Annotated in this window: 1 protein-coding gene (cut by a window edge); it reads right to left on the reverse strand. The window is 44.1% G+C overall.

Going from position 1 to position 25169, the window contains the following annotated elements; all coding sequences use genetic code 11:
* Positions 1–21: 21 nt before the first annotated feature.
* Positions 22–25169: the 3' portion of an SDR family NAD(P)-dependent oxidoreductase gene (locus VB694_RS06320; protein WP_323359464.1), read on the reverse strand. Its footprint extends 5866 nt past the window's final position; only the last 25148 of its 31014 coding nucleotides appear in the window; its start codon lies beyond the right edge, outside the window; its stop codon occupies positions 22–24.

Here is a 25169-nt window from a genome sequence, read left to right on the forward strand (position 1 = left end):
GTGCGTTTCACCTACTGTAAATTAAGCCCCCCACCAGGGGTTATGATTAACTTCTTCTGTTTCTTGTGACACCTTTTTGTTAGCGACAGCCTCATGAATAAGCATATCGCCGCGAATATTTACCCGGTTTAGTTCGGGTGATTTGAGCGGCTGTCGTTGCTTGCCAGATTCCACCTGCGACCAATTTTCCATAACAATATGTGCATTAGTACCACCATCAGCAAAACAGTTGAGTGCCACAACAAGGGGGGAAGCTTCTGTCCATGCACTCGATTGGCGACAGAAATAAAACGGTGAAGCGTCTATATCGTAATGTGCCATAGGTATTTGCCCAGATAAAAATGGTACTCGCTGCTGATGCTTCAGCATACACACTAGTTTGATGAAGCCAGCAATACCTTCGGCACATAACGGATGCCCAATATTAGGCTTGATCGAACCTACGCTGCAAGGTGCTTGATTTTCACGGCGATAAACTGCTTCAATAGCTTTAATTTCTAGCAAATCAGTTACTTCAGAGCCAGAACCGTTAGCTTCAATATGAAGAATATCTTGCGGCTGTTTAGCACTTTGCACCAGGGCGCGTTGCATGACTTCTTTGATCGCTTTGATATTTGGTGTTGCCGGGCCTGCGGTGCGACCATCATTATTGATTGCCAAACCTTTAATGACTGCGTAAATCTGATCGCCATCGCGTTGTGCTTGCTCCAAGGTTTTTAATAATACTAAACCCGCTCCTTCACCTAAAGTCACACCGCCAGCCCGTTGATCAAAAATATGAAATGATGAATCCTGGTTTAACAGATGGCGCTGCTGAAATATCCGATGTGCATTTTCGTTGGCTAGGAGACTGACACCTCCGACTACCGCTGAGTCAATCTCGCCACTCAGTAGTGACTGGATAGCAAAATTCATCCCCACTAGGGCTGAGGAGCAGGCCGTATCAATGACCAAACTTGGTCCTCTGAGATCGAAAAACTGCGATATGTTGGTGGCCAGATAATTCTGTGCAGCTACAATCGGGTTTCTAGCTTGGTAAAGATCGGATTCATCAATATGATGTTGACTACGCGCACCTAAATAAACACCGATCGCCCTGCCTTTAATCTCTTCTAGTGTATAACCCGCGTGATAAAACAGGTTGAGGCTTTCTTCCAACATCACAAGTGCTTGAGGGTCCATCACCTTGACATCCTCTGGCGGAATCAGGAAAAAGGCGGGGTCAAAATCACTGACATTATCAATTAAACCTGCATAGAATGACACCTGACTAGACCAGCGGTCTACCGGAACAGGACGGATAGCATTTTTACCTGCTGACAATAAAGCCCAATATTCATCGAGATTTTTTGCGCCTGGAAAACGGCAGGACATCCCAACTACGGCGATATCTAATGCCTTTTTTGATGAAGATATGGGTAAAGCACTGCCAGAAGCGGGAGACTGGCCGGTTTGCATCGGTGGGGATATCTGCACGGCCTGATTATGGGTTTTCGCTTTTAAAGCAGGTGCGTGTTTACTGGACAGCCAGGCAGCCAGGGCATTTAACGAGGAGTATTCGTATAAGACGGAAGGACTCATTGGTGCAACAAGTTGTTGATTGATTTTGCTGGCCAGTTGGGATAGCCAAATAGAATCCAAACCATAATCTGCAAAGGATTGATCTAGATCCAGTTTCTGCACAGCGATGCCCAATTCTTGGGAAAATAAATCAATTAAGCCATCTAGACTCAACTGGCTGTCAGCGTTGCTATGTATAAAGGATTCTCCCTTCAAGGACACCTGATGGTTTTGACTCAATACTTGCAAATCACTGAGTCGTCGGCGCTGATGCTGCATTAGTTGTTGTGGATTCCACAATCCACCATTAACAAAGGCGGGTAGAATCACGGACGCAGTTTTATTGGCAAGTATATTATCTAACATTTGGAGACCTTGGCGATTACTTTGACAGAGCAAGCCCGTCTCTTGATATGCCCTGCTGTTGGCTGCACCCATGCCGGTTTCTTGCCAGCTTGGCCACTGAATACTAACTAGCACACCTGTCATGGCTTCTGCTACATAATCCATATAGGTATTGGCCATGGCATAGTCACTTTGTCCGCTGGCTAAACTGGGAATAATAGCCGACACAGAGGAAAACAAGACGGCGAATTTTAATGGCTGCTGTTGGCATTGCATTAACAGCGATCGCAATCCTGCTACTTTAGGTTCTAATACCTGTGCCACACTGGCCATTGATTTACGCACAAAGGCGGGGGTTTCTGAGTCGACTATTCCCGCACAATGCAGAAGACCGCTAATAGTTCCAAAGTTCGTTGTTATTTGGTGCAATCTTTCTTGCACGGCTATCGGATCACTTAAAGTCAACGATAATACCTGCACCCTCACACCCTGGGCTTCCAGCGCCTGAATAGCAGATATCTTTTGCTTCACCTTGTCAGTTTGGGGCGCAGTCCATTGGTCACGCGGTGGCAGCGCTTCCCTTCCTGTCAGCACCAAACGTTTAACTCCGTAATGTTCAACAAAATGTTGAGCAAATAAAAGTCCCAGACCGCCTGTACCTCCAGTAATCAATAACACTTCTTCTTCCACAAACTGAAGTTCTGGATTTTGTCTGTTTGTGACTTTCAGCGAAGTTTCTGCTAAATATGCAACATAGCGTTTTTGATCCCGGTAACAAATTTCACAATTATCGTCTTTGAGCCAAAACTCATGAGCAATCTGTTCTGCCAAAGCTGCTGTTTTCAGGTGAGGATCGGTATCAATATGACGGGATTGCAGATGGGTATACTCACTTTGCAACATCCGATAAAGTCCTACACGGGATGCACCCGATAAATTCATTTTGCTGTTTTGAAAGGATTCTAAGCCTCTGGTGACACCAAGGAGGGTGATTCCAGTTTTTGATCCTTTTTCAATCAGGCGCTGAAGCCACGGCATCCAGTCAAGGGCATCTCTGGCTGCTTCGCCTTGACCACAGCCAGACAAATCTATGCAGCCGCTATATTCATTTTCATCTGTGTCACTCTGTTCCCGATATAACCCTATATGATCAAGTTCGATGACATGACTGTTAGGAAGTTCCTCTGCCAGCAAAGTTGCTAGTAATCGGGTTTCATGGGTGCTGAGAATGGCAATTTTTCCCGTTACTGTTTTTTGACACTGATCAGGTTGTGGTTCATCAGCCATCCACTGTTTTTGCAGATAATGAACTATTCCTGATGCTTGACTATCTTCAGTTGCGTTTTGGTTGTGATCAGAGTTACTTTGAGCAAATCCTGGTTGATCAAACCAATAATACTCTTTGGCAAAGGGATAGGTGGGAAGACTGATCAGCCGTGGTTGAAGCTGGGTGTAGAATTTCTGCCAATCAATGGTGAAACCTTTCACCCACAGATTTAGCAGTTTATTCATTTTCTTTGATCTCATCCATTCGTCGATGATGGGGGAAAATTCTTCCTCAGTGGCAAAATCTGACCATAATTCCTGATCCTGTCTGATATGTCCATGATAAAGCGACGGAATATTTTCCTGGCCTTCAATAAAGGATTTGAGTTTGTGATCAAGTTCTTCTAAACTGCTCACAATCAAAGCCAGACGTTCTGCCATGCCCTCGCGTCCTGTCTGAAGCGTGTATGCAATTTCTGCTAGTAGGGTTGGCTGGGTTGCGGTTGTGGTGATTAAAAAGCTTCTCAAATTTTCGGCCATTTTCATCAGCTGATCGGGATGTTTTGCCGACAATACAATCACCACAGGCTCGTTAACATTTTCTTGGGTATACTCATCGGTTTCAATATACTCTTCAACAATCAAATGTGCATTTGACCCGCCAGCACCAAAGGAGGAAATGCCCGCTCTTCTTGGGTATTCCTTGGTTTGTCCGTTGATTTCGATGATGGGTCTTTTCCATTCGGAAAGAGTCTGCTGCACCACAAAGGGCGTTTTATCAAAAGCAATATGGGGATTTAAGTTGTCTGTGTGCAAACTGGGAACAAGCTGACGGTGTTTTAGTTGCAGGAGAATTTTGCATAGTCCGGCTATACCCGATGCAGCTTCTAAGTGTCCTAGATTGGACTTTGCAGAACCGATCGCACAAAAGCCTGTATCGGCAGTCTCTTTTTTAAAGGCTTGGGTTAAACCGGTAATTTCTATGGGATCGCCTAATTCTGTTCCTGTGCCGTGGGCTTCTATATAGCTGATGCTACGGGCATCAATTCCTGCTTTTTTCAGTGTTTTGCTAATTAAATCTGCTTGTGCATTGGGATTAGGCACTGTGTAACCATTGGTTTTGCCGCCATGATTAACATGACTGGCACGAATAACGGCATAGATATTATCGCGATCGCGAATCGCTGCGGACAGTGGTTTGAGTAAAACCACGCCCACGCCCTCCCCAGGGACAAAACCGTTACCGCCCTGGCCAAAGGCTTTGCACTTGCCGTCTTTCGATAACATCCGCAACGCACACATCTGCACATAATTGGAGGGATGCAGATATAGGTTGACACCGCCGGCTAAAGCAAGTTGGCAGTCTTGGCGACGTAAACGTTCACAAGCTTCATGAATGGCAACTAATGACGATGAACACATCGTATCAATCGACATACTTGGACCTTGCAGATTCAAAAAATATGATATGCGGTTGGAGACTGAGCTAAAAGAGGTGTGGGGAAAAGCCTGTTCGCCACGTTTCCATAACTCAGGACCATACAAATCAAAGCCAGTTTTAGTAATACCAGCAAACACACCAACCTGCTGTTGATATATCTCACGTAAAGTGTCGCGGGTGTAGCCAGCGTCTTCCAGTGCTTCCCAAGACGATTGGAGAAATAAGCGTTCATGGGGATCAATACTGAAGGCATCACGGGGAGGAATACCAAAAAACAGAGGATCAAAATCCGCAAAGCTTTCCAGGAAACTACCCCATTTACTATAACTTTTGCGCTGGGCGATCGCTTTGTCGGCATCCTCAACAAAAAAGCCTTCTAATGGCCAGCGATTAGCAGGAATTTCGCCAACGCAGTCTTTTCCAGCTTGCAGGTTTTGCCAATAAGCTGAGAGTGTATCAGACTGAGCAAAGTGGGCGCTGACACCAATAATTGCGATAGCTTCCTGAACCTGTGGATTTGATGATGGCAGCAAGGTCAGACCGACTGTTTCATTTATTACCTGTGATTCAGGTAAAGCAGCCTCAGTTTTCAACCCAGTCCAAACCATGCACTCCTGCGGGTATTCATCAACCAAGTAAGTAACGAGCGCCTGGGATGTTTGGTATTCAAAAAACAAAGTCTTGGAGATTTCTGGAAAAACCTTTGCTAGTTCCTGATTCAACTGCGTAATCATCACGGAGTCTATACCATAACGCTCAAAAGCATCATGGGTTTTAATCCTATCCGGTGCTAACCGGAAAGTCTCTCCCAAAAGAGATTTCAGTTGCAGCAAAGTTTTTTCATGAAGGCGCTGTTTTTCCACTGATGCCAGTGAGTGTTGGCGACTATTGACATTGTCCTTGGGCTGATTTGATGTTTTGTGTGCTGATGGCTCTGGGAACAACCATTGTCTAAGTGTGGGAAGATCGCCGACTGCCACTAAAATCTGACTCTGTCCCGAAGCCAGCCCCTGAACCAATGCCTCAACCCCTGATGCTGTATCGAGCATCTCCAGCCCCACGCTTTGTTTCATGGCGGCTTTGCTGTGAGCATCTAATTGCATTCCACCAAATTGCCAAAGTGGCCAGTTAATGGCAAGAGTTTGTCCGCATCTTTGTCCAGCATTGACCAGATCATTGCGATAGGCTGAAAAAGCATCCATAAAAGCATTAGCGGTGGCATAATCTGCCTGACCGGCATTGCCCATTGTCCCCGAAATTGAAGAAAACAGGAGCAAGAAATCAAGATTCAAATCTTGACTAGCGGTGTCCAAATGAACTACACCCGCTACTTTCGGGGCTAACACCGTCTGAAACTCAGCCGCTGTTTTTTTGATGATAAAATTATCCCGCGCCATCCCGGCACAATGGAGGATACCATTCAGGGAGCCATATTCTGTTGTAATACGTTTAATTAGCGTATCGACATCTTTTTTATTGCTGATATCAGCTTGCCAGTATTCTACCCTTGCACCAAGGGTTTGTAGGCGATTAAAAATAGATTTTTTCTTTTCCAGACTTAAATCTGAACGTCCGCTTAAAATCAGAGTAGAATTCTGGGTTTTACTAGCAATTTCTTCAGCAAAAATTAAACCCAAACCACCAGCACCACCGGTAATTAAGTAAACACCGCCTTCTCTCCAAGGCGTTTTGCAAACATCATCAGCAACAGTAAGCTCTTGCCATGTCAGCACTGTCCGTTGTCCCTGATGATACCGAATCTGTTTGTCTTCAGGGCATTGTACATTTTCAGTGAGCTTGTGCAGCAGACTACCTTCTGTCTCGGATACAGAAACTTCGATCAGCTGTCCTGATACTTTTGGGTTTTCCAGTTGAGCCGTTTTCAGCATACCGGAAATAGCCGAGCAACATTGTTGCTTTGTCTGCTGGGGAACAACACATTGAATAAAAATTTTCCCCTTGGTTTTACTGAGAAGAATTTCCCGAATAGTTTCAAAGGTTTGGGTAAAACTATCCTGATAGATTTTTTCTAACCCTACATTGGGTAAAGTCTTAGCAGCGTCAAAATGTACACATTCAACACCTGGCATTTGGGCTTGTATAACTGCCGCAGAGATATGATCGATACCGTATAATAAAACCAGATGCCGGGAAAACTCCCAGGATGCGCCGGTTGTGGCAACGGTTTTTTCTTGCCAGTACGGGTAGCAGATTAAGGTTTCTGCTGAAGATAAAATATTACTCCTTTCATGACTGGGCGCTTGTTTGGCCTCTCTATCTTGAACATCCCCAAAATACTCACGGGCAAAAGGGTAAGTAGGCAAACCTGCTAATCTAGGGAATAGTCCCAATTGATCAAAGACGCTCCAATCCACCGAGACACCCTGCTCCCACAATTGTGCCAGCTGATTTACTTTCTGGGCGGATATCAGGCTTTGCAGAAATGCTTTTTTGTCTTTACTGTTGTCAATATCTGGTTTTTCACTATTTCCGGTTGTTTTACCGCCATCTGCCAGCCACTGCGCCAGTTTTTCTATGAGATCCTGCTGATTGTCAACAATTAGGGCTAAACGATAGGTAAACGCTTCTCTTCCCATTTGGAAAGTATACAGAAACTGCTCAAATTGAATGCCAGGATGATCTTCCAGATATCGCTTGACATTGTGGGCATAGTCCTGTAGGGTTTGCTCACTTTCGGCAGAAAGCAGGAATACTTGGGATGTAAGTAAGCTAATATTTACGTCCGATTTGGGAATATACTGCTCTAGCACCAGGTGAGCATTAGTACCACTAAAACCAAATGAACTGACCGCCGCCAAACGAGAACCTTGTGCATTTTGCGGCCAGGGTTTGAGCTTGGTGTTGACGTAGACAGGACTATTTTCAAAATCAATGTGTCTGTTGGCTTCGTTAAAGTGAATTGACGGCGGCAGTTGTTGATGCTTGATACTCAACAGGACTTTAATCACACTTAACACACCAGCAGCGGCTGTTGTATGACCCACGTTAGCTTTTAACGAACCAATGGCGCAGAATTTCTGTTTTGAGGTCAAGGCTTGAAAGGTTTTATTCAGCGCATGAATTTCAATCGGGTCGCCTAGTTTGGTGGACGTTCCATGAGCTTCAATATACTGGAGGTCTTCAACATTAATGTTGGCTTTTTGATAGACTGAAGTTTCTAGCTCGCTTTGGGAAAGGAAACTGGGTACAGTCATACTGGAGGTTTGCCCGTCCTGGTTAATACCACAGCTACGGATAATACCATAAATTGTATCGCGATCGCGTTCAGCGTCCTGCAAACGCTTGAGAATAACCACACCCACCCCGTCACCAACAACAATTCCATCAGCAGCGTTATCAAAAGGACGACACTGACCGGTGGGGGAAAGCATACCTGCATTGTGCATGGCAATAAATGTACCTGGATGCTGATAAAGCGTCACGCCTCCTGTAATGGCAAGATTAATCTCACCACTTTTTAAGGCTTGGCTGGCAACATCTATGGCCACCAGGGAAGAAGAACAGGCTGTATTAATGGTCAGCGCAGGTCCTTTTAAGTCTAGAAAATATGCTATCCGGGCTGAGAGGATACTCGTTTCTGAACCTAGCATATCCAGATGTGAAAACCCTTTGCCTAGTGCAGAGCCGCCCATTGCACCTATATAAGTTCCCACGGCTTGTTTCTTTAATGACGAAGGTTGATAACCCGCGTCTTCTAAGGCTCGGTAACATTCTTCTAAAAGCAGACGCTGGGTGGCATCCATCGCTTCGGCTTCTCTAGGTGAGATATGAAAAAAGAGCGGGTCAAAATAATCCAGATCCGGCATGATGCCATAGCGAATTGGAAAAGTTTCTGAACAATGGGCAGCAATATAGTCAAGCCATTGGGGTTTATTCAGGTCTTGAATACAATCTTTACCTTGACTGACTACCTGCCAAAACTGCTCTTGATCTTTAGCACCGGCACAACGGCAGGAGATGCCGATAATAGCAATATCATCGTTTGTTATTGGTGCTTTTTTTTCTGTAGGTGCATCTGTAGGTGCAGCGGTTTTTGGAATTGGTACTGAAGCTTTTGGAGTTATGGGTGCAATGGGCTTTTGATCCAACTCAATCTGAATATGCCCGACTAAATCCTGCAAACTATGGCACTCAAATATTAAACTGGTGGGCAAATAAAGGTCAAACTCTGTGTTGATGGCTTCTAGTAATTCCACTGCATTCACGGAGTTAATTCCCAACTCACTTAGTTGCAGTCGCTCTATGGATGCGAGTTCCCCCGCTGCAAAACCTAAGACGTTGACAAAAATGCCTTTCAGGGTGTTTTTTAGTTGTTCTGGGTTATACAAGCTCTGATCAAGGGCGGGGGGTTGCTGAATCTGCACAGACTTGTTCACAGCCAGATTAACCCTTTTGATCCCACCAATGGGAGGATAAGGAATATGCCCGATCTGCAACATCTCCTTTAATGCCTGAGCATAGGGTGTTTGATGGGCGATTTGTTGGGCATTATGTTCGCGTCGCGCTTGTTCACTCAGCCGAGTATCTTTTTTCAGTTTTAATAAACAATAACTAATCCAGCCTTTTTCTAGGGATATAGCTTGATTGGCATAGTTGCGATAGCTATCCTGGCTGACTTTTGGCAGATGTTTGGTATGTTCGGCGTGTTCGGGGTCATAGAGATAGTTAGCAATTTCGGTTGATACATCAATAATTTCATCAATAATCAAACCGTGTACCGATAACAGGTCAATCCACTGTTGCTGAGTGGGGATGCTAATCTCTACGCTGGGGTCGATAATGCTGCCTCGCAGATTACCGATATAATCCATAAGTAGAATTTTGCCGTTATCACTGAGAGCGTCTGCCATTTTCTGAAATAAGGCATCTTTGTCACGAATATGAAAGGTGACTTCGACACCTAGAATAATGTCACAATTATCGGGAAATTTATCTTTTGAACTATCTTTGTGATAAATTCGCGCCTGAGAACCTAAATTCATGTTCTCAATGCGGCGGTTGCCCAAAATTGCTTGAGATTCTGTAATGGTAAAACCGTGAGTTTGTATATGAGGATAAAGGGCGGCTACCTGAATTACATCTGTACCGTGACCGCAACCAATATCAAGAAAAGTGTGAATGCGATCAAAATGCTCACGATAAAACAGCACCTGACGCACTTCGCGCTGTCTTTCTTTAATCATTTCCAGTTCTTCTGGATACTGGTGGGCATTCATGGCTAGACGAGTCATTGAGAAGCCAGGAATTCTTTGGGGGAAAGCGCCGAAAGTCAAATACTCTTCCTGAAATTCTTCGTCACAATCTCGTGACATTCGGGTGTAAAATTCAACGGCCTTATTTTCATCAAGGCTTTGATTGATGTTCTGTGTGACATCGCTTTTTTCTAGGCTGGGTTCACTCTCTGGATGTTCGTTGTGATGGCGAATAATCGAGCAGGTTCTTTGGGCAAAGGGATATGTCGGTAAGCCAGTGATTCTGCCTAGAGTCTGGCCACCATGCCATTGATCCCACGGTATGGTATTACCTTGCACCCATAATAAAGCCAGTTCACTGGCATGATTGGCATCACCTGCTTGGACTAATGCTGCCACCGCTGCTGGGTTCTTGATTTTCTCCTGTGTGACATCACCGTAAAAACCTAGTTCACTCAGTTCACGGGTTTTCAACCAGCGTGTTAGATGCTGCTCAATTTCTATTGTTTGTTTAATTACAAAGGCTAGGCGACAGGCCAGGCTTTCCCGTCCTACTTGCAGGGTGTATGCTATGGACGGTAAATCGAGGCTGTGATTATTTTTCAGGTAAATCAGCCAGTCTTGAACATATTGTTCTAGGCACTCTTGATTTTTGGCTGATAAAACAAAAAGTACGGGTTCTTGCTGATTATTAACAGGCTTGGGATTACCCAGGTATTCTTCGACAATGATGTGAGCATTTACCCCACCAGCGCCAATGTTCATCACTCCGGCTCTTCGCGGTACTTCTATGCCATCTACGCGAACGGGTTGCCATTCGCTGAGGTCTGGCTGTAACTCAAAGGGTAGGCGTTCAAAGTCAATGCTGGAACTGAGTTCTCGCGATCGCAAAGTTGGAACTAGGGTTTGATGCTGCAATGATAAAATTACTTTGGTAAGTTGGGACATTCCCGATGCTGATTCGCTGTGACCGATATTGGGTTTGACTGAGCCAATGCGATAGGTCCCTTCTACATTGGTGCGATCGCTGAACACCTCTGTTAATGCGGTTGCTTCTATGGCATCACCCAGATCAGAACCTTGTGCTGCGGCTTCAATATAGCTGATGCTACGCGGATCAATATTACTATGTTGCAAAGCCTGACGAATAACATCTGCTTTTGGTCCAGGGTTAGGGGTTTTATAGCCATTTGTTTTCCCATCGTGATTGACTGCGGTTCCACGAATTAGGGCATAAATGCGATCGCGATCTTGAAGCGCCCGTTCATAAGATTTAAGGATGACGACTCCCACCCCTTCTCCGGGAACAAAGCCATCGCCATCGGTTTCAAAGGCGGCACAGGTTGAACCGCTGGCCACAAATTGCCCTAAAGAAAGTTCAAAATAGGACGATGGGTGTAAATATAAGTTTACGCCCCCAACCACGGCCATATCTCCTTTGCCAGAGCGAATATATTCACACGCCTCATGGATGGCGACTAATGAAGAGGAACACATGGTATCAACGGAAAAACTCGGTCCTTGGAGATTGAGGAAATAAGAAACCCGGTTTACCAAAGAGGCCAATGATGTGGCTGGACAATCTATTTGACGAGGGGCATTTTGATCACTCTGTTGGGGTTGTGTGCGGTATAAATTAAAGCCTTGTTTTGTGATTCCTGCGAAAACGCCGGTTCTGGGGCGTAAATCAGCTGGCAGGTTGGAGGGTGAATATCCCGCGTCTTCCAAGGCTTTCCAACTTTCTTGCAGAAATAGGCGTTCTTGGGGATCGATATTTGCCGCCTCACGCGGTGTCATATTAAAAAACATGGGGTCAAAGCGATCGCAGTCTTCTAAAAAACCACCCCATTTACTATAACTCTTGCCTAATTTAACAGCTTCACTTCGATTGGCATGATAATGAAGTTGCCAATCCCAACGCTGACTGGGAATTTCACTGATACATTGTGTGCCGTTTTTCAGATTCTGCCAAAAATCTGCTATGGTTTTGGCTTGTGGATAACGGCCACTCAATCCAATAATGGCTATAGGTTGTTGTGTGTCAACATTCGATATCTGCGCGGAGTTTTCGTTGGACAGATGGCTTTTTATAGTTGCAGTTTTTACAGATTCGACTTTTACATCAGGTGCAGCCGGGGAGGTATCCAGATCAGTCCATTTTAGACAAGCATTACTATAATTGACGGCTAAGTGCTGCGCTAAATCTGCTAAGGTTGGGAATTCATAAAACAAGGTTTTAGATACAGAACCTAACCCCTCTGTCAACCGTTGATTCAACTGGGCGATCATGATCGAGTCGATACCATAACTTTCCAGCGGTTCTTCCTCATCAACTCTATGCAAAGGTAACTTAGTCGTTTCGGCAAATAAAGCTTTTAATTTGTCGAGGGTTTTTTGTGGCAGTTGATCTGCACCCAACACAGACTTAACATCGCCTCTTGTCGAGGGAACTGTTTTTTCCGGCCAGTTCAAAAATGATGGTTTTAGTTTGGCCAAATCGCCCCATAAAACCATTACCCGCTCCTGATTGCTGGCAAAGGCTTGATACAAGGCACTAATGCCGAATTTGGTGGGCATGGCAATTAGGCCAATACTTTGCGCCATCATTTTCTCGGTCGCTTCATCAACCCGCATACCGCCCTCCTGCCATAGAGGCCAGTTGATCGAAAGAGATCGTCCTTGACGCTGATGGGAATGTAAAAGGTGATTCCGATATTGTGCATAGGCATCCATAAAGGCGTTAGCACAGGCATAATCTGCTTGTCCAACATTACCAATACCACCTGCTAGTGACGAACAGAAAAAGAAAAAGTCTAACGGCTGGTCTTTGGTGGCCTGATCAAGATTCACTAAGCCTATGACTTTGGGTGCAAGCACTTTGTCTAACTCTTGCGGTGTCTTTTTAATGATGAAGTTGTCATGAATCACACCAGCAGCGTGAATAATACCATCGAGATGACCGAAATCTTGGTTAATATCCCCGATTAATTTCGCCACCTCCTGGGGATCACAAACGTTCACCTGTCGATATTCCAGATGTGTGCGATTTTGTAAACAGAACTGCTGTAGGTTTTGCAATATCTGTTGTTTCGTTTCATCCAAGCTTGAACGTCCAGCCAGAATAATTGTGCCATCACAAATTTGTTGGGCAATTTCCTGACTGAAAATTAGTCCTACGCCACCTAGCCCTCCGGTGATTAGGTACTTACCTTTTTCCTTCCAGGGTATACTCACTTGCTCATGAGAAATCGGTATTTCTTGCCATCTGGCAATCCGGCGTTTTTCGTTGTGATAGTTAATATTTTGGTCTAAGGGCGTTTGAGCATTCGCTTTTAGTTTATCAACAATAATTTTCGCATTGTCATTAGCGCCTACGTTGATAATCTGGCCAACTAGGTGGGGATTTTCCAGGTGCGCCGTCATTAGCAACCCACCAAGACCTGCAAAAATCTGCTGTTCTGGTAAATCACGAATTACTAACTGAAGTAAGATTTTTGTCTCTTGTTTGTCTTTGAGAAGCTGTTGAATTTCTGTAAATAGCTGGGACGCATAGGAATGGAAACGTTCAGCGATGTTTTTTGATGATGATTGCAGCACGAGACAATCGACTGTATCCATTCTGCTAGTAATACTTGCCTGGTTGATGCCGTCAGGTTCACAGAGAATTACCAAATGTCTGCTGTACTGCGTGATTGAGTTGGAATTTTCAATGCTTTGCTCAATCCAAGAGGGTTGTAGCAAAAGCGTTCCGCAGTTTACATGGCTTGTTTCTGAAGTAGTGGTTTTCTGGGTAATGCTTTGCTCTTCCGGCTTCCAATAATGTTCCTGGGCAAAAGGATAGGTCGGGGTATGTATTTTATTTGGTATGCGATCGCGATCGCGATAAAATACAGACCAGTCAATGTTCTGTCCCTCTATCCAAGCAGCAGCGACTTTTTCCAGTTGTCCTTGTTCTATCCATTGGCTGATAATTTGCTGAGACTGATGATCAGAATTCTGTCCATGTCTGACTCGCCCATACCAACTCAAATCTTTAAGAGTTTTGTCTTTGGCAAAAGCGTTTAATTGTGCAATTAAATCTGGGATATTTCTAGCTAGGAAAATGCAGCGTTCTCGCATTGCTTCCCGTCCCAGCTGGAGGGTAAAGGCTAAATCAGTCAGGCTAATTTCTTCATTTGTCATGTTACTTAAAAGTCTATTCTCCAAAAACACCGCTAATTTTTCCGCATAGGCTTGAAGGCATTCGGGTGTTTTGGCAGACAGTGGAATCAGCACTGAATCAGCTGCCATTTTTACCCGCTCTCCCGACTGATGCTCCCGAATTACAAGGTGAACGTTAGTACCACTATGGCCAAAAGAATTCAGTGCAGCAGTTAACAGACCTTCTTTGTTCGTCCATTCAGCATTTTGAGTATTAATATAAAACGCCGAATTTGCCAATTCAATCGCCGGATTGATTTCTTGAAAATGTAGCAGTTTCGGCAGTTGACGATGGCGGATGGACAATAAAACTTTAATTAAACCAATCACACCGGAGGCAGCGCCAGTATGTCCAATATGGGATTTTGCACTGCCCAGCGCACAGAATTGCGTTTTATTTGTAAACTGTTTAAAAGCTCGTTTGATCGCATTAGCTTCGACTGTATCTCCCAATCTTGTACCGGTTCCGTGGGCTTCAAAATAACTGATGGTTTCTGGGTTTATTTGATACTGTCGGTAAACGGACGTGATCAGTTCTTCCTGAGATAGACCACTGGGAGCCGTAATCCCATTACTAGCACCGTCCTGATTGGCACCAGAGGCTTGAATGACACCGTAAATAGGATCTTTGTCTCGGATGGCATCGCTAAGTCGTTTTAAGACAACGATACCGACACCTTCGGATAACACTGTACCATCACAAAATCTGTCAAAAGTACGACAGCGGCCTGTGGTACTCAACATATCAATCTGTGACAATGTAATCAGTGCTTTTGCTTGCATAGCCGCAAAAACACCTCCTGCTAGTGCCATGCAGGACTCGCCACTGCGTAAACTTTCGCAAGCTAAATGAATGGCTAAAGCAGAAGAGGAACAGCCAGTATTGACCACCACAGCGGGTCCTTTAAGGTTGAGGTAGTAGGATAAGCGGGAGGCAACAATGGCATCAGAAGCACCAGTAAAGGTTTCATGGGTATAGTTGGTAGGTTCAGCACCAATAAATACGCTGACACGAGAGTTTTCCAGGTCTTGAGGATTGCAGCCTGTATCTTCTATTGCTTTCCAACTTTCACTCAGAACTAGGCGCTGATGAGGGTTCATGGACTCAGCTTCTCTGGGAGTGATGTTGAAAAATAGCGGGTCAAAACAATCTCGCTGTTCTAAAATACCGCCCCATTTACAATCAGTTTTTCCTGGTTGTTTGTGTGGACTAAACAAATCCGGGTGGAGATAATTCGCGGGTAGTTCAGCAACGCCATCATGTCCCTGAATCAGGTTTTGCCAAAATGCATCAATATCTTGGGCTTGGGGAAATTGTCCTGACATACCAATAACGGCAATTTCTTTGCCTATTTCGGCTTTATGCTCGTTAGATGTCATTTTTAACGGTGGATTTTCTGGATGTTCTTCTGTATATATACTTAGATTGCTTGTATCTTTATCATGATTTGATTGCCCGTTATTTTTTGCTAGTTGGTTTTGAATTTCTGCTGTATAGGTATCTACCAAATAATGGCTCAGACGTTTAATGTTTGTATAATCAAACAAAATTGCCGTATTCATGCTAATTCCCAAAGCTTTGGCAATTTGTTCAATAAAACCCACACCCAGGATGGAGTCAATCCCATAGTCAGAAAATGATAACTGCGGGTCAATATTAGTTTCTGCCATATCTAAAGTTGCAGCCAGATATTTGAGAATTATCTGAGCCACTTGTTCCCTAAGTATTGCGGGAGAAACTGAAATTTCTGGTTTTGGTTCGGGATGTGTACCGATGTTATTGGTATTGATCTTATTATCCAGCGATCGCCCACTATTTTTTGTTAGTTGGTTTTGAATTTCTGCTGTATAAGTATCTACCAAATAATGGCTCAGACGCTTAATGTTTGTATAGTCAAACAAAATCGCCGTATTCATGCTAATTCCCAAGGCTTTGGCAATTTGTTCAATAAAACCCACACCCAGGATGGAGTCAATCCCATAGTCAGAAAATGATAACTGCGGGTCAATATTAGTTTCTGCCATATCCAAAGTTGCAGCTAGATATTTAAGAATTATCTGAGCCACTTGTTCCCTAAGTATTTCGGGAGGCATTTCCTGGACTGGCTTTCTCGGTGCTAAAGGCTGCTGTTGAGTTAAAGTCACTGCTTGCACTACATTTATGGCAGAGTTAGCGGATGATTCCACCTGGTCTGGTAAGTTCTTTCTTTCTAGTCTGACAAGACCATCACTTTCTGCAACTATGACTTGCTGCCCCAATTCATACGCAGCTTGCGCTGGTAACAATATTGAGTGAAATCCTTCTGCTTTTAAAATCTTCAGCCAAGATTCCAGTTCGATGAGTGGGGAACCGGGAATGCGTAACTCTTCATCTTGGTAAAGCCACCAACCGTCTAATAAACCAAAAGTTAAAGTCCCAATTAGGGATTTTTCCACGACTTCATTGATTAATAACAGTCCATTGCGTTTCAGGGCTGTTTTAGCATGGCGGAGTGTTTCCCTGATATTTTTTGTCGCGTGTAATACGTTGGTAGCAATGACAATATCATAAGTACCAGGTTCTATTCCTTGAGGCGCTAGAGGTTGTTCAACATTTAGCTGCTGATAATTTAGATAGGAATAATGTACACCATAAGTTTTTTTGGCGTGCATTAAAAAGGCTTTGGAAAGGTCAGTATAACAATATTCGTCTATGGCATCTTGAACCTGACGCAATTGTGGCAAGACTAAAGCGGTAGTTCCCCCCGTACCTGCACCTATTTCCAATATGCGAATTCTGGTTTGTGGAACCGCCTGAATTCGCTGACGAATATAAGCCTCGGCGCTTTTAGCGACAAAGGTATTAAAATAATCAGATAGCGAATTCCTTTGGTACATATTTTCTACTTTTTCCATTGAAGATTTAGGAAAAAGAATATCTGTAGCCTGGATGCTACCACGCAGAATTTGAGGCAGGTTTCTTAAGCAACTATCCAATAATTCCAGCGCAGTTTTCTTTTCAGGTTGGTCAAGGAATAAGTTTTGGTAGTTTTCCCAACCTTGCCAGAGTTTCTCCGCCTCGTCTATGTTGATATGAGTGGCAACTTTAACCCACTCATCTTGACATTGTACATAGCCATACTCTTCCAGCAGCCCTAAGCAGCATTCCTGCCACCAGCGCCCATATTTTTCTATCACCCCGGCTTGTGTTTGCCAATGCTTACTTTCTTTCTGCTCACCAGAGGTTAAAAATATCCCCAGTTGTCGCATTTGTGAAAACAATAGACGTAGCAGCCAGTCGTTGAGTTCATTTCGGAAATCTCTATCCAAAAGACTTGCTATTTCTGGCTGCTCACCTGCATCTTTATCTGCCTGATTCTCGTTGAAAAGATAGTGAATAAAAGAATCTGCTGCGGGTTTGTTCAGGGTAATTATTTGCTGGGGATTGCAGCCCATTAAACCTTCTACCGCTTTGGATGCGCCTAAATAAAGCGTTTGTTTCACAACTCCTGCCCTGAGTAGGGTAACAAATTCATCAAAAAACTGACAACCTTGATGATCAGAGATTAAATCATAATGACCTGCCAAACGCTTTTCTGTCTCAGTTCCTGCCAGTGATGCTTGCCAATAGCCCCAATTAATCATACCTACAGGGAAGGCTGCACTGTTGTCGATAGAATGTGCAAAGGTATCCGCACTGGTGATTCCTGCTGCATAGCCCGCACTATCACGAGAGGACAAAAAGGAAAATGCTTGCACCGATGAGAAATAACAGATAAAATCTAAGGCTTCATTTTTGAATGCCGTATAAAAATGTGGTGCGCCTTTTTTCTTGGTATCTAAGACTTGATTAAAATCTACCTCGGTGGTTTGGGCTATGGAGTTATCAAACTTAAATACGAGTGCGGAGAAAATAGCACCATTGATAACAGGATAATGTTGTTTGATTTTTTCAACGGACTGAACCATTGATGACTCATCGGTGACATCAGCCTGAATATAAATTGGGACATTGCTTGCGTCTATTGTCTGGAATGCTTGTAGTTTTTCCTGCACAGATGCAGATGTCAACGGACTACGCCCCAGCCAAACTACTTTGGCCTGATATTTTTGGATGAGATAGCGGCTCAGAATTGTACCAACTGTTCCTGCTCCTCCCATCAAAACATAGACACCACCTGTTTTTAAACCCGCCGCTTGTGGATACGCTGCTAATAAGGACTGCCAATCAAGTTTGGAAAAACGCTGCTTGTAGCGCCATCCTGCTTGTAACTTGGTAATCTCACCTCTATTAGATGGAGCTTCGCTGAATATCATGGCTGGGAGGAGGCGCTGTTTTTCAACGTTGGCCATATCTTCCCGCGATAGGTCAATGTTTCTGACTCGGAAGCGGTGGTCTCCCTGGGCTACCGAATACCCAAGTCCACTAATACCACCATTGTGTGGACTGGTGACGCTGTTATCTACGCGATAGTTATCCAGGGTCAGGAGGGTGCAATCAATAAAGGCATTGTTCTGTAGACGTTGTTTAATTGTTTTAACAAGACGCAATAATTGAATCTCGGTTTGTTGCTTACTGCTCTGGGGACTATCAGCACAAATAAAGTAAAAACTATCAATGGTTTGTGTGTATGCTTGTAGGCAGATCCCAAAGCCGTTGGGGGCATTGACATCGCAGTACCATTTGTTTTCTGATACCTGTTTGGTTTCCAGACCTAATTGAATTTCAATCACCAGGGATGTACATTGCACCTGTAAGAAGTTGGCCAGGGTTTTTTCAAATTGCGATGTAGATTCAAAGTAAACTAGCAAAACCACCTGATTTGCTTTGATTTCAGGTTTTAATTGTGCCTGTTGCTCCCATTGGAGAAGATAGCTAAATTCTTTAAATGTTTTTTGTGCATCGACTGTTGATTTCTGTGGTTCGACAACAGGAATTTTGGTAGTAACAGGCTCATCATGGGACTCTGGGGAGAAATCCAGCCAAAAATGCTGTCTGGAAAACGGATAACCAGGAAGATTAATCCGACGTGGAGGTGTATCTCCATACAGAGTAGACCAAGGAATATCATAGCCCTGACAATAAAAATCAGCTAACCCAAAGAGGTTTTCCCGATACAAGTTGTCATTATCAGCACAGAGGCGAATTTTTTGCAGTAATTCGTTAATATAATTGCGAATCACCTTTTGACCACTAAATTCAGTAGGAACTTTACCCTGAAAAATATGGGGTTTTTGCTCTGAATTCCCTGATTGTGACCAAGTGTAAATAGCATCAGCTATATCTTCAACCACAATGGCCAGACGGTATTGAAAGTGGTGGCGACCGGCAAACAAGGTATAACTAATATCAGCCAGTGTGACATTATCGACTAGTCCCTTTTGCAAGAACTGAATCATGGCTTTGACTTTTAGTTGCAGCGCCTCTGCGGTTTTTGCTGACAATACCAGTAAGGCATAAGGTGAGGCTGGCTGTTCTTTTCTATTGCATTGATAGTCCTGAACGAGCAGATGGGCATTTGTGCCACTCATACCAAAAGCACTGACTGCGCCAATGCGTTTTTTACCTGGTTGATAAGGCCAGGGCTGATTGGCTGTATTCACATAGAGAGGACTTTTATCCCACAAAACAAAGTCGTTTTTCTCAGCAAAGTGCAAACTTTGAGGAAGTGTTTGATAACGAAGTGCCTGTACTAAACTGACAAGACTCACAAGACCCGAAGCTGAAAAAGTATGTCCAAAATTGGTTTTGCTGGAAGTGATAGCGCAGGGGCGGTCACTGCCCTTAAAGACTTCGTTCAGTGCGTTTAGCTCAACCGGGTCGCCTAATTTAGTACCAGTACCGTGTGTGACAATATAATCAATATCCTGCGGACTAACCTTGGCTCGTTGATAAACATCTTTGACTAACTCGGTCTGAGAAACGCCGCTAGGTGCGGTGATGCCATTGGTTTTACCATCATAGTTAATGCCGCTGGCCAATATCAGCGCCTGAATAGGATCGCCATCAGCTAAAGCTTGTCTAAGTCGTTTCAGTACCACTACTACTACTGCTTCACCAGGCACTAAACCATTAGCCCGTTCATCAAAGGCATAACAATGTCCATCGTTGGATAACATACCTGCTTGTGCCATACTGATATAGCCGTAGGGTGTGAGCATCAGATTCACACCTGCCACGATTGCTGTATCGCATTCGCGCTGTCGTAAACTCAGACAAGCCTGATGAGCCGCCACCAGTGAGGAGGAACAGGCGGTATTAATTGTCATTGTTGGACCTTTCAGGTTTAAGAAATAGGCCAAACGGGCAGCGAGAATACCTGAGTGATTAGAGGTGACGTTGCCCTCTTTAACTCGTAGATGATAATCTCCTTCTTCAGCGCCAACAAAAGTACCGATTTTTTGATTATTAAGATGATGCGCCCCGTATCCAGCATTTTCTAGAGCATTCCAGGATTCTTGTAACAAGTGTCGTTGACGGGGGTCTATGTTTGGCGCTTCTCGTGGGGAAATCTGGAAAAATAAGGGGTCGAATTCGGCAACGCCAGGAATAGAGGCGCACCATTTGCTGTTGGTTTTGTTGGTGTCCTGATTTGGGTTGCCATAATATTTGCGCCAGTCAAAATAATTGGGCGGAATTTCGGCTACCGCACATTTACCCTCTGCCAAGATATTCCACATTTGTTCAATATCGTAGGCGTTGGCAAATCTGCCACTCATGCCAATAATGGCAATCGGCTCGTTGTCTATCGGTTCATCTGTTTTTTCTGCTCGCACTTCTTCAGGTAAGCTAGGGATAAAAGCGTTTGCTTCCGCAGGAAGTTGGGCTGAATGCTCTTGTGTCTTTGTCTGTTCTTGATAAAAGGCTGGGATAAAGTCGCTATGTTCGCTTAAAAAATACTCTGTGAGATGTTCCAGAGTCGAATACCCAAAAAACAAGGCGGGTGTGATTTCAAGTTGATAATATTCGCTCAGGCGAGTGGCAAAGTTTAATAAGCTAATTGAATCAAACCCAAAATCGGCTAAGTTGGTTTCTCGCTCCAGCTGTTCCCAAGGCACTTTCAGTTGTTGGACGATAATATTTCTTAAATCCCATAATACTGACTCTTCCAAACTCAAGCCTCTTAGCTCTGGCCGTTTCAATACTTTATTTACGGGTATTGGATTCACAGGTGATGGATTTAATGGGGCTTGAGTCAGCCCTAAAAAGCTATGAATTCGGCTGGGCTGTCCAACCAATACCAAATGCTGTGTTTTATTTTGGCTCAGGATTTTATCCAAAACCGCTAAACCTTCCCCGGTTTCCAAAACTCGCTGGCCGCTGGAACGCAAATACATCTGGGTATTTTCGTCTGTACTAAAGCCCATGCCGCCTTCCTGCCAAAGTGGCCAATTAATTACCAAGGACTTACCTTGACGCATACCCTGTTGTTGTAGTTGATTACGATAGGTGGCATAGGCCATTTGAAACCGATTCCCAATGGCGTAGTTGCAAGCACCAAAGTCTCCTAATATAGCCGCAGCAGAGGAAAAATAGCAGACAAAATCCAGTGGTTCATCACGACACAAATCGTCAAGCATCAATGTCCCGGCAATTTTAGGACTAAGCACTTGTTGAAAGTCGTCCATATTTGTATCTAGGATAGTTGCACTGGCAGCAATCCCAGCGATATGAAAAATACCGTGGATGTCTCCAAAACGGTTTTTAGCACTGGCAATGCCATTTCTCATGGCTATGGAATCGCAGACATCGGCTTGAATATAGTTAATCTTGGCTCCCAGTTTTTCCAGTTGCTTTATTTTGTTTTGTATCTTTTCATCTAGAGAGGAGCGACCTGTGAGAATTAAATTAACGGCTGTACCTGCTATGGAAGTTGTAGGTTGGTGAAAATAGGCTGCCAAGTGTTGTGCAACTAAAAAACCCAAGCCCCCACAGCCACCGGTAATTAGGTAAGTTCCTCCAGGTTTTATTGCCGATGCTATATCATTATCCGGTTTTGTCAGCACGGTTTTTTGAATCTGACAAATGTAGCGTCGCTGTTTTTGGATTAGCACTGTCTGCGCTTTCGGCGTTTTGAGTGCAGAATGAATGTTTTGACTCCATTCTGTCATGGAGATAGTTTGGCCTTGTCCTGGGTTTTCTTGATAGAGTCCAGCTACTTGGATTCCTGGCATAATCAGCTTTAAAGAACGTTCAAAGCCAATCCAGGATTCAAGATAACAACGCTCTAAGGCAGTGGTAAAGGCAGCCACAAGTAATAACCGGGAAGGTTTTAATGTACTTTTGCCAAGAGCTTGTAAAATATGAGCGATCGCAGATGAATTGTACAAGCAATGCAAATCCTCAGTAGGCCACAGATAAACTAGTGCATCCACTTTGCCTTGATTCTGGCTAATATCTGCAAAAACTTGACGATAGCTCTGTGTATCTTCTGAGTTAATTGTATAACTAGAAGCTGAATGTTTTGTATAAGCATCACCTTGGGCAATGAAAATAACATTGATGTTCGGGTCAATGGCTTGTATTGCCTGAAGCATTATCTGCTGATTTTCTGACTGGGAAAGAAAATAAATAACGTTTTTGTAGCTGACAGAACCAGAAGTGTCGCTAAAAGGCTGTTCGCACCAGATTTCCTCAAAAGTCATTAGCTCAGTGTTTTGTACAATTTGAGTCGTGGGCATCTCTGCTTTTAGCTGATTTTTGGTTAAATTTTCTACCTTTGTTGCTTCCACAGCATCCAACCAATAACTTTCGCGTGCAAAAGGATAACTAGGCAGGGAGATGCGGCGGGGGCGGTTTTCAATATAGAGTAAATTCCAATCTAAGCCTGTTCCAGCCACCCATAATGCGGCTAACTTGCGGTAATCCTGTTGTTTTAAAATCGTGTCAATAAATGCCTGTCCAGCATCACCTTCCAAAAGCAAATCGGTTTTATCGCCTGTCGGTTTAACTTTACCCCGGTATAAATTCTCGGTATTGGCTTTGCCGTCAACAAAATCGCTTAAATGTTGTATTATGTCCTGCACACTTTTGGCAACAAATGCCAGACGTTCTGACATTGCCTGTCGGCCAATCTGAAGCGTATAAGCCACATCTACCAGTTGTAAATGGCTCTCTTTTCTATTTAAATGATCCTTCAGATTGCTGGCTAAATTTTTGAGACACGCCTCATTTCTGGCCGACAATACAATCAGCACAGGATTATGATGTCCGGCAGTATTTGTTCTAGTTTCAACAAACTCTTCCACTACTATATGTGCATTAGTGCCGCTATATCCAAAGGAACTTACAGCCGCACGTCTGATACCCTGCTGATTACCCGGCCAGTTTTTTGTCTGGGTATTGACATAAAAAGGAGTTTGTTCAAATTGAATGTTTTCGTTGGGTTGGTTATAGTGTAGGGACGGTACAAGTTTTTGATGTTTCAAACACAGCAATGTTTTAATTAGACCGCATACTCCAGCAGCAGTAGTGGTATGTCCAATGTTGGTTTTTACCGAGCCGATGGCACAATACTGGGTTTTGCTGGTGAATTTTGTATAGGCATCAGCAAGAGCGTTTACTTCTATAGGATCACCTAATTGAGTTCCTGTACCATGAGTTTCGATATAACTAATCGTATTGGGATCTATTTGGAATTTGCGGTACACTGACTCAACTAAGGCGGTCTGAGATGGACCATTTGGTGCCATAATCCCATTGGTTTTACCATCTTGGTTAATCGCTGAACCAATAATTACACCATGGATGGAATCCCCGTCGGCTAATGCGGCAGACAGCGATTTGAGAACGACAACGCCAACCGCTTCGCCAAGAACAAAGCCGTTGGCCTCCTGATCAAATGCTTTGCAAAGACCATCAGGAGATAACATTCCGGCACCTTTGAGACCGATGTGCAAGGCAGAACCAATGAGCGCGGAAGCACCGCCAGCTAGAGCCATGTCACTTTGCCCAGAACGGATTTGTTCACAGGCCAGATGAATAGCAACCAGAGACGAGGAGCAAGCGGTGTTAATGGGAATGCTGGGACCTTTTAAGTCGAGAAAATATGAGATTCGGGCGGGTAATATGGCCTCGCTATTGGTCATTGCATAGGGTACATAACCTGCCCGTTCGCCCTCTTTGACACCATATCCTGTTGCAGAGCAGCCCACAAAAACAGCGCAGGAACTGCCTTCTAGGCTGCGTGGATTATATCCGGCATCTTCCAAGGCAGACCAAGCTTGCTGTAAGAATAGCCTCTGTTGTGGGTCCATCCACTGCGCTTCTTGGGGAGAAATAGCGAAAAATAGCGGATCAAATTCGGCAATGTTATCCATGTATCCGGCTGGCCGCTGGGAGATATCTGACTCCCGTTGCTGACGCTCACGGGGAAGCTGGGTAACAGAATTTTTACCTGCAACTAGGTTTTCCCAGAATGTATGCACATTATCAGCACCTGGTACACAGGCAGACATTCCTATCACTGCAATCGGTTCTTGGCTTGTTTGCGGCTGGTTTTGTGGCTTAACCGCAGTTTGTATGTTTTGAGGGGTGGCTGCTGGTGTGGGCTTTTCTACTTTTTCTGCTAAGGACTGTGTTAGGCGATCGCTAAAAGTTGTGACGATATGCGTCGCCATGCTTTCAATGGTAGTATAATTGAACAAATCAGGGCGTTTAAGACGAATCCCTAAGCGTTTGTTTAATTGGTTAATAATCGAAACAGATAGAATCGAGTCCACGCCGTACTCAGAAAACGGTACATCTAGTTCCACACGAGTAGATACTATGTCCAATGTTTCTGACAGGGTTTCCACAATCTCCGATGTGACTTTTTTAACTAACTGTGCTGGACTGTAGGCGTTTTTAACTTGGGTAACAATGCTCTCTGGTTCTGAAATTTGCGGCTCTGTCTGCTTTTCCTGGGTTTTATCGTCCAGCGTATTTTTACGCAAGCTCCAGCCATCACTTTGACCAACAATAATATTTTGTCCCAACATTTCACCTTCGCTTTGCTCACCCAGGGAGACGACGTTGGTAAAACCTTCTTCTTCGAGCAAAGTATGCCACAGAGACTCGCTTAATAAGGGACCGCCAGGCATCCGCACTTCGGCATCTTGATAGCGCCACCAGCCTTCTAATAACCCAAAAGTCAATGTAGCAAAGCTTGTAGGCATTGTGACTT

The organism is Anabaena sp. UHCC 0451, assembly GCF_034931405.1.
In the GTDB taxonomy this organism is placed as follows: Bacteria; Cyanobacteriota; Cyanobacteriia; order Cyanobacteriales; family Nostocaceae; genus RDYJ01.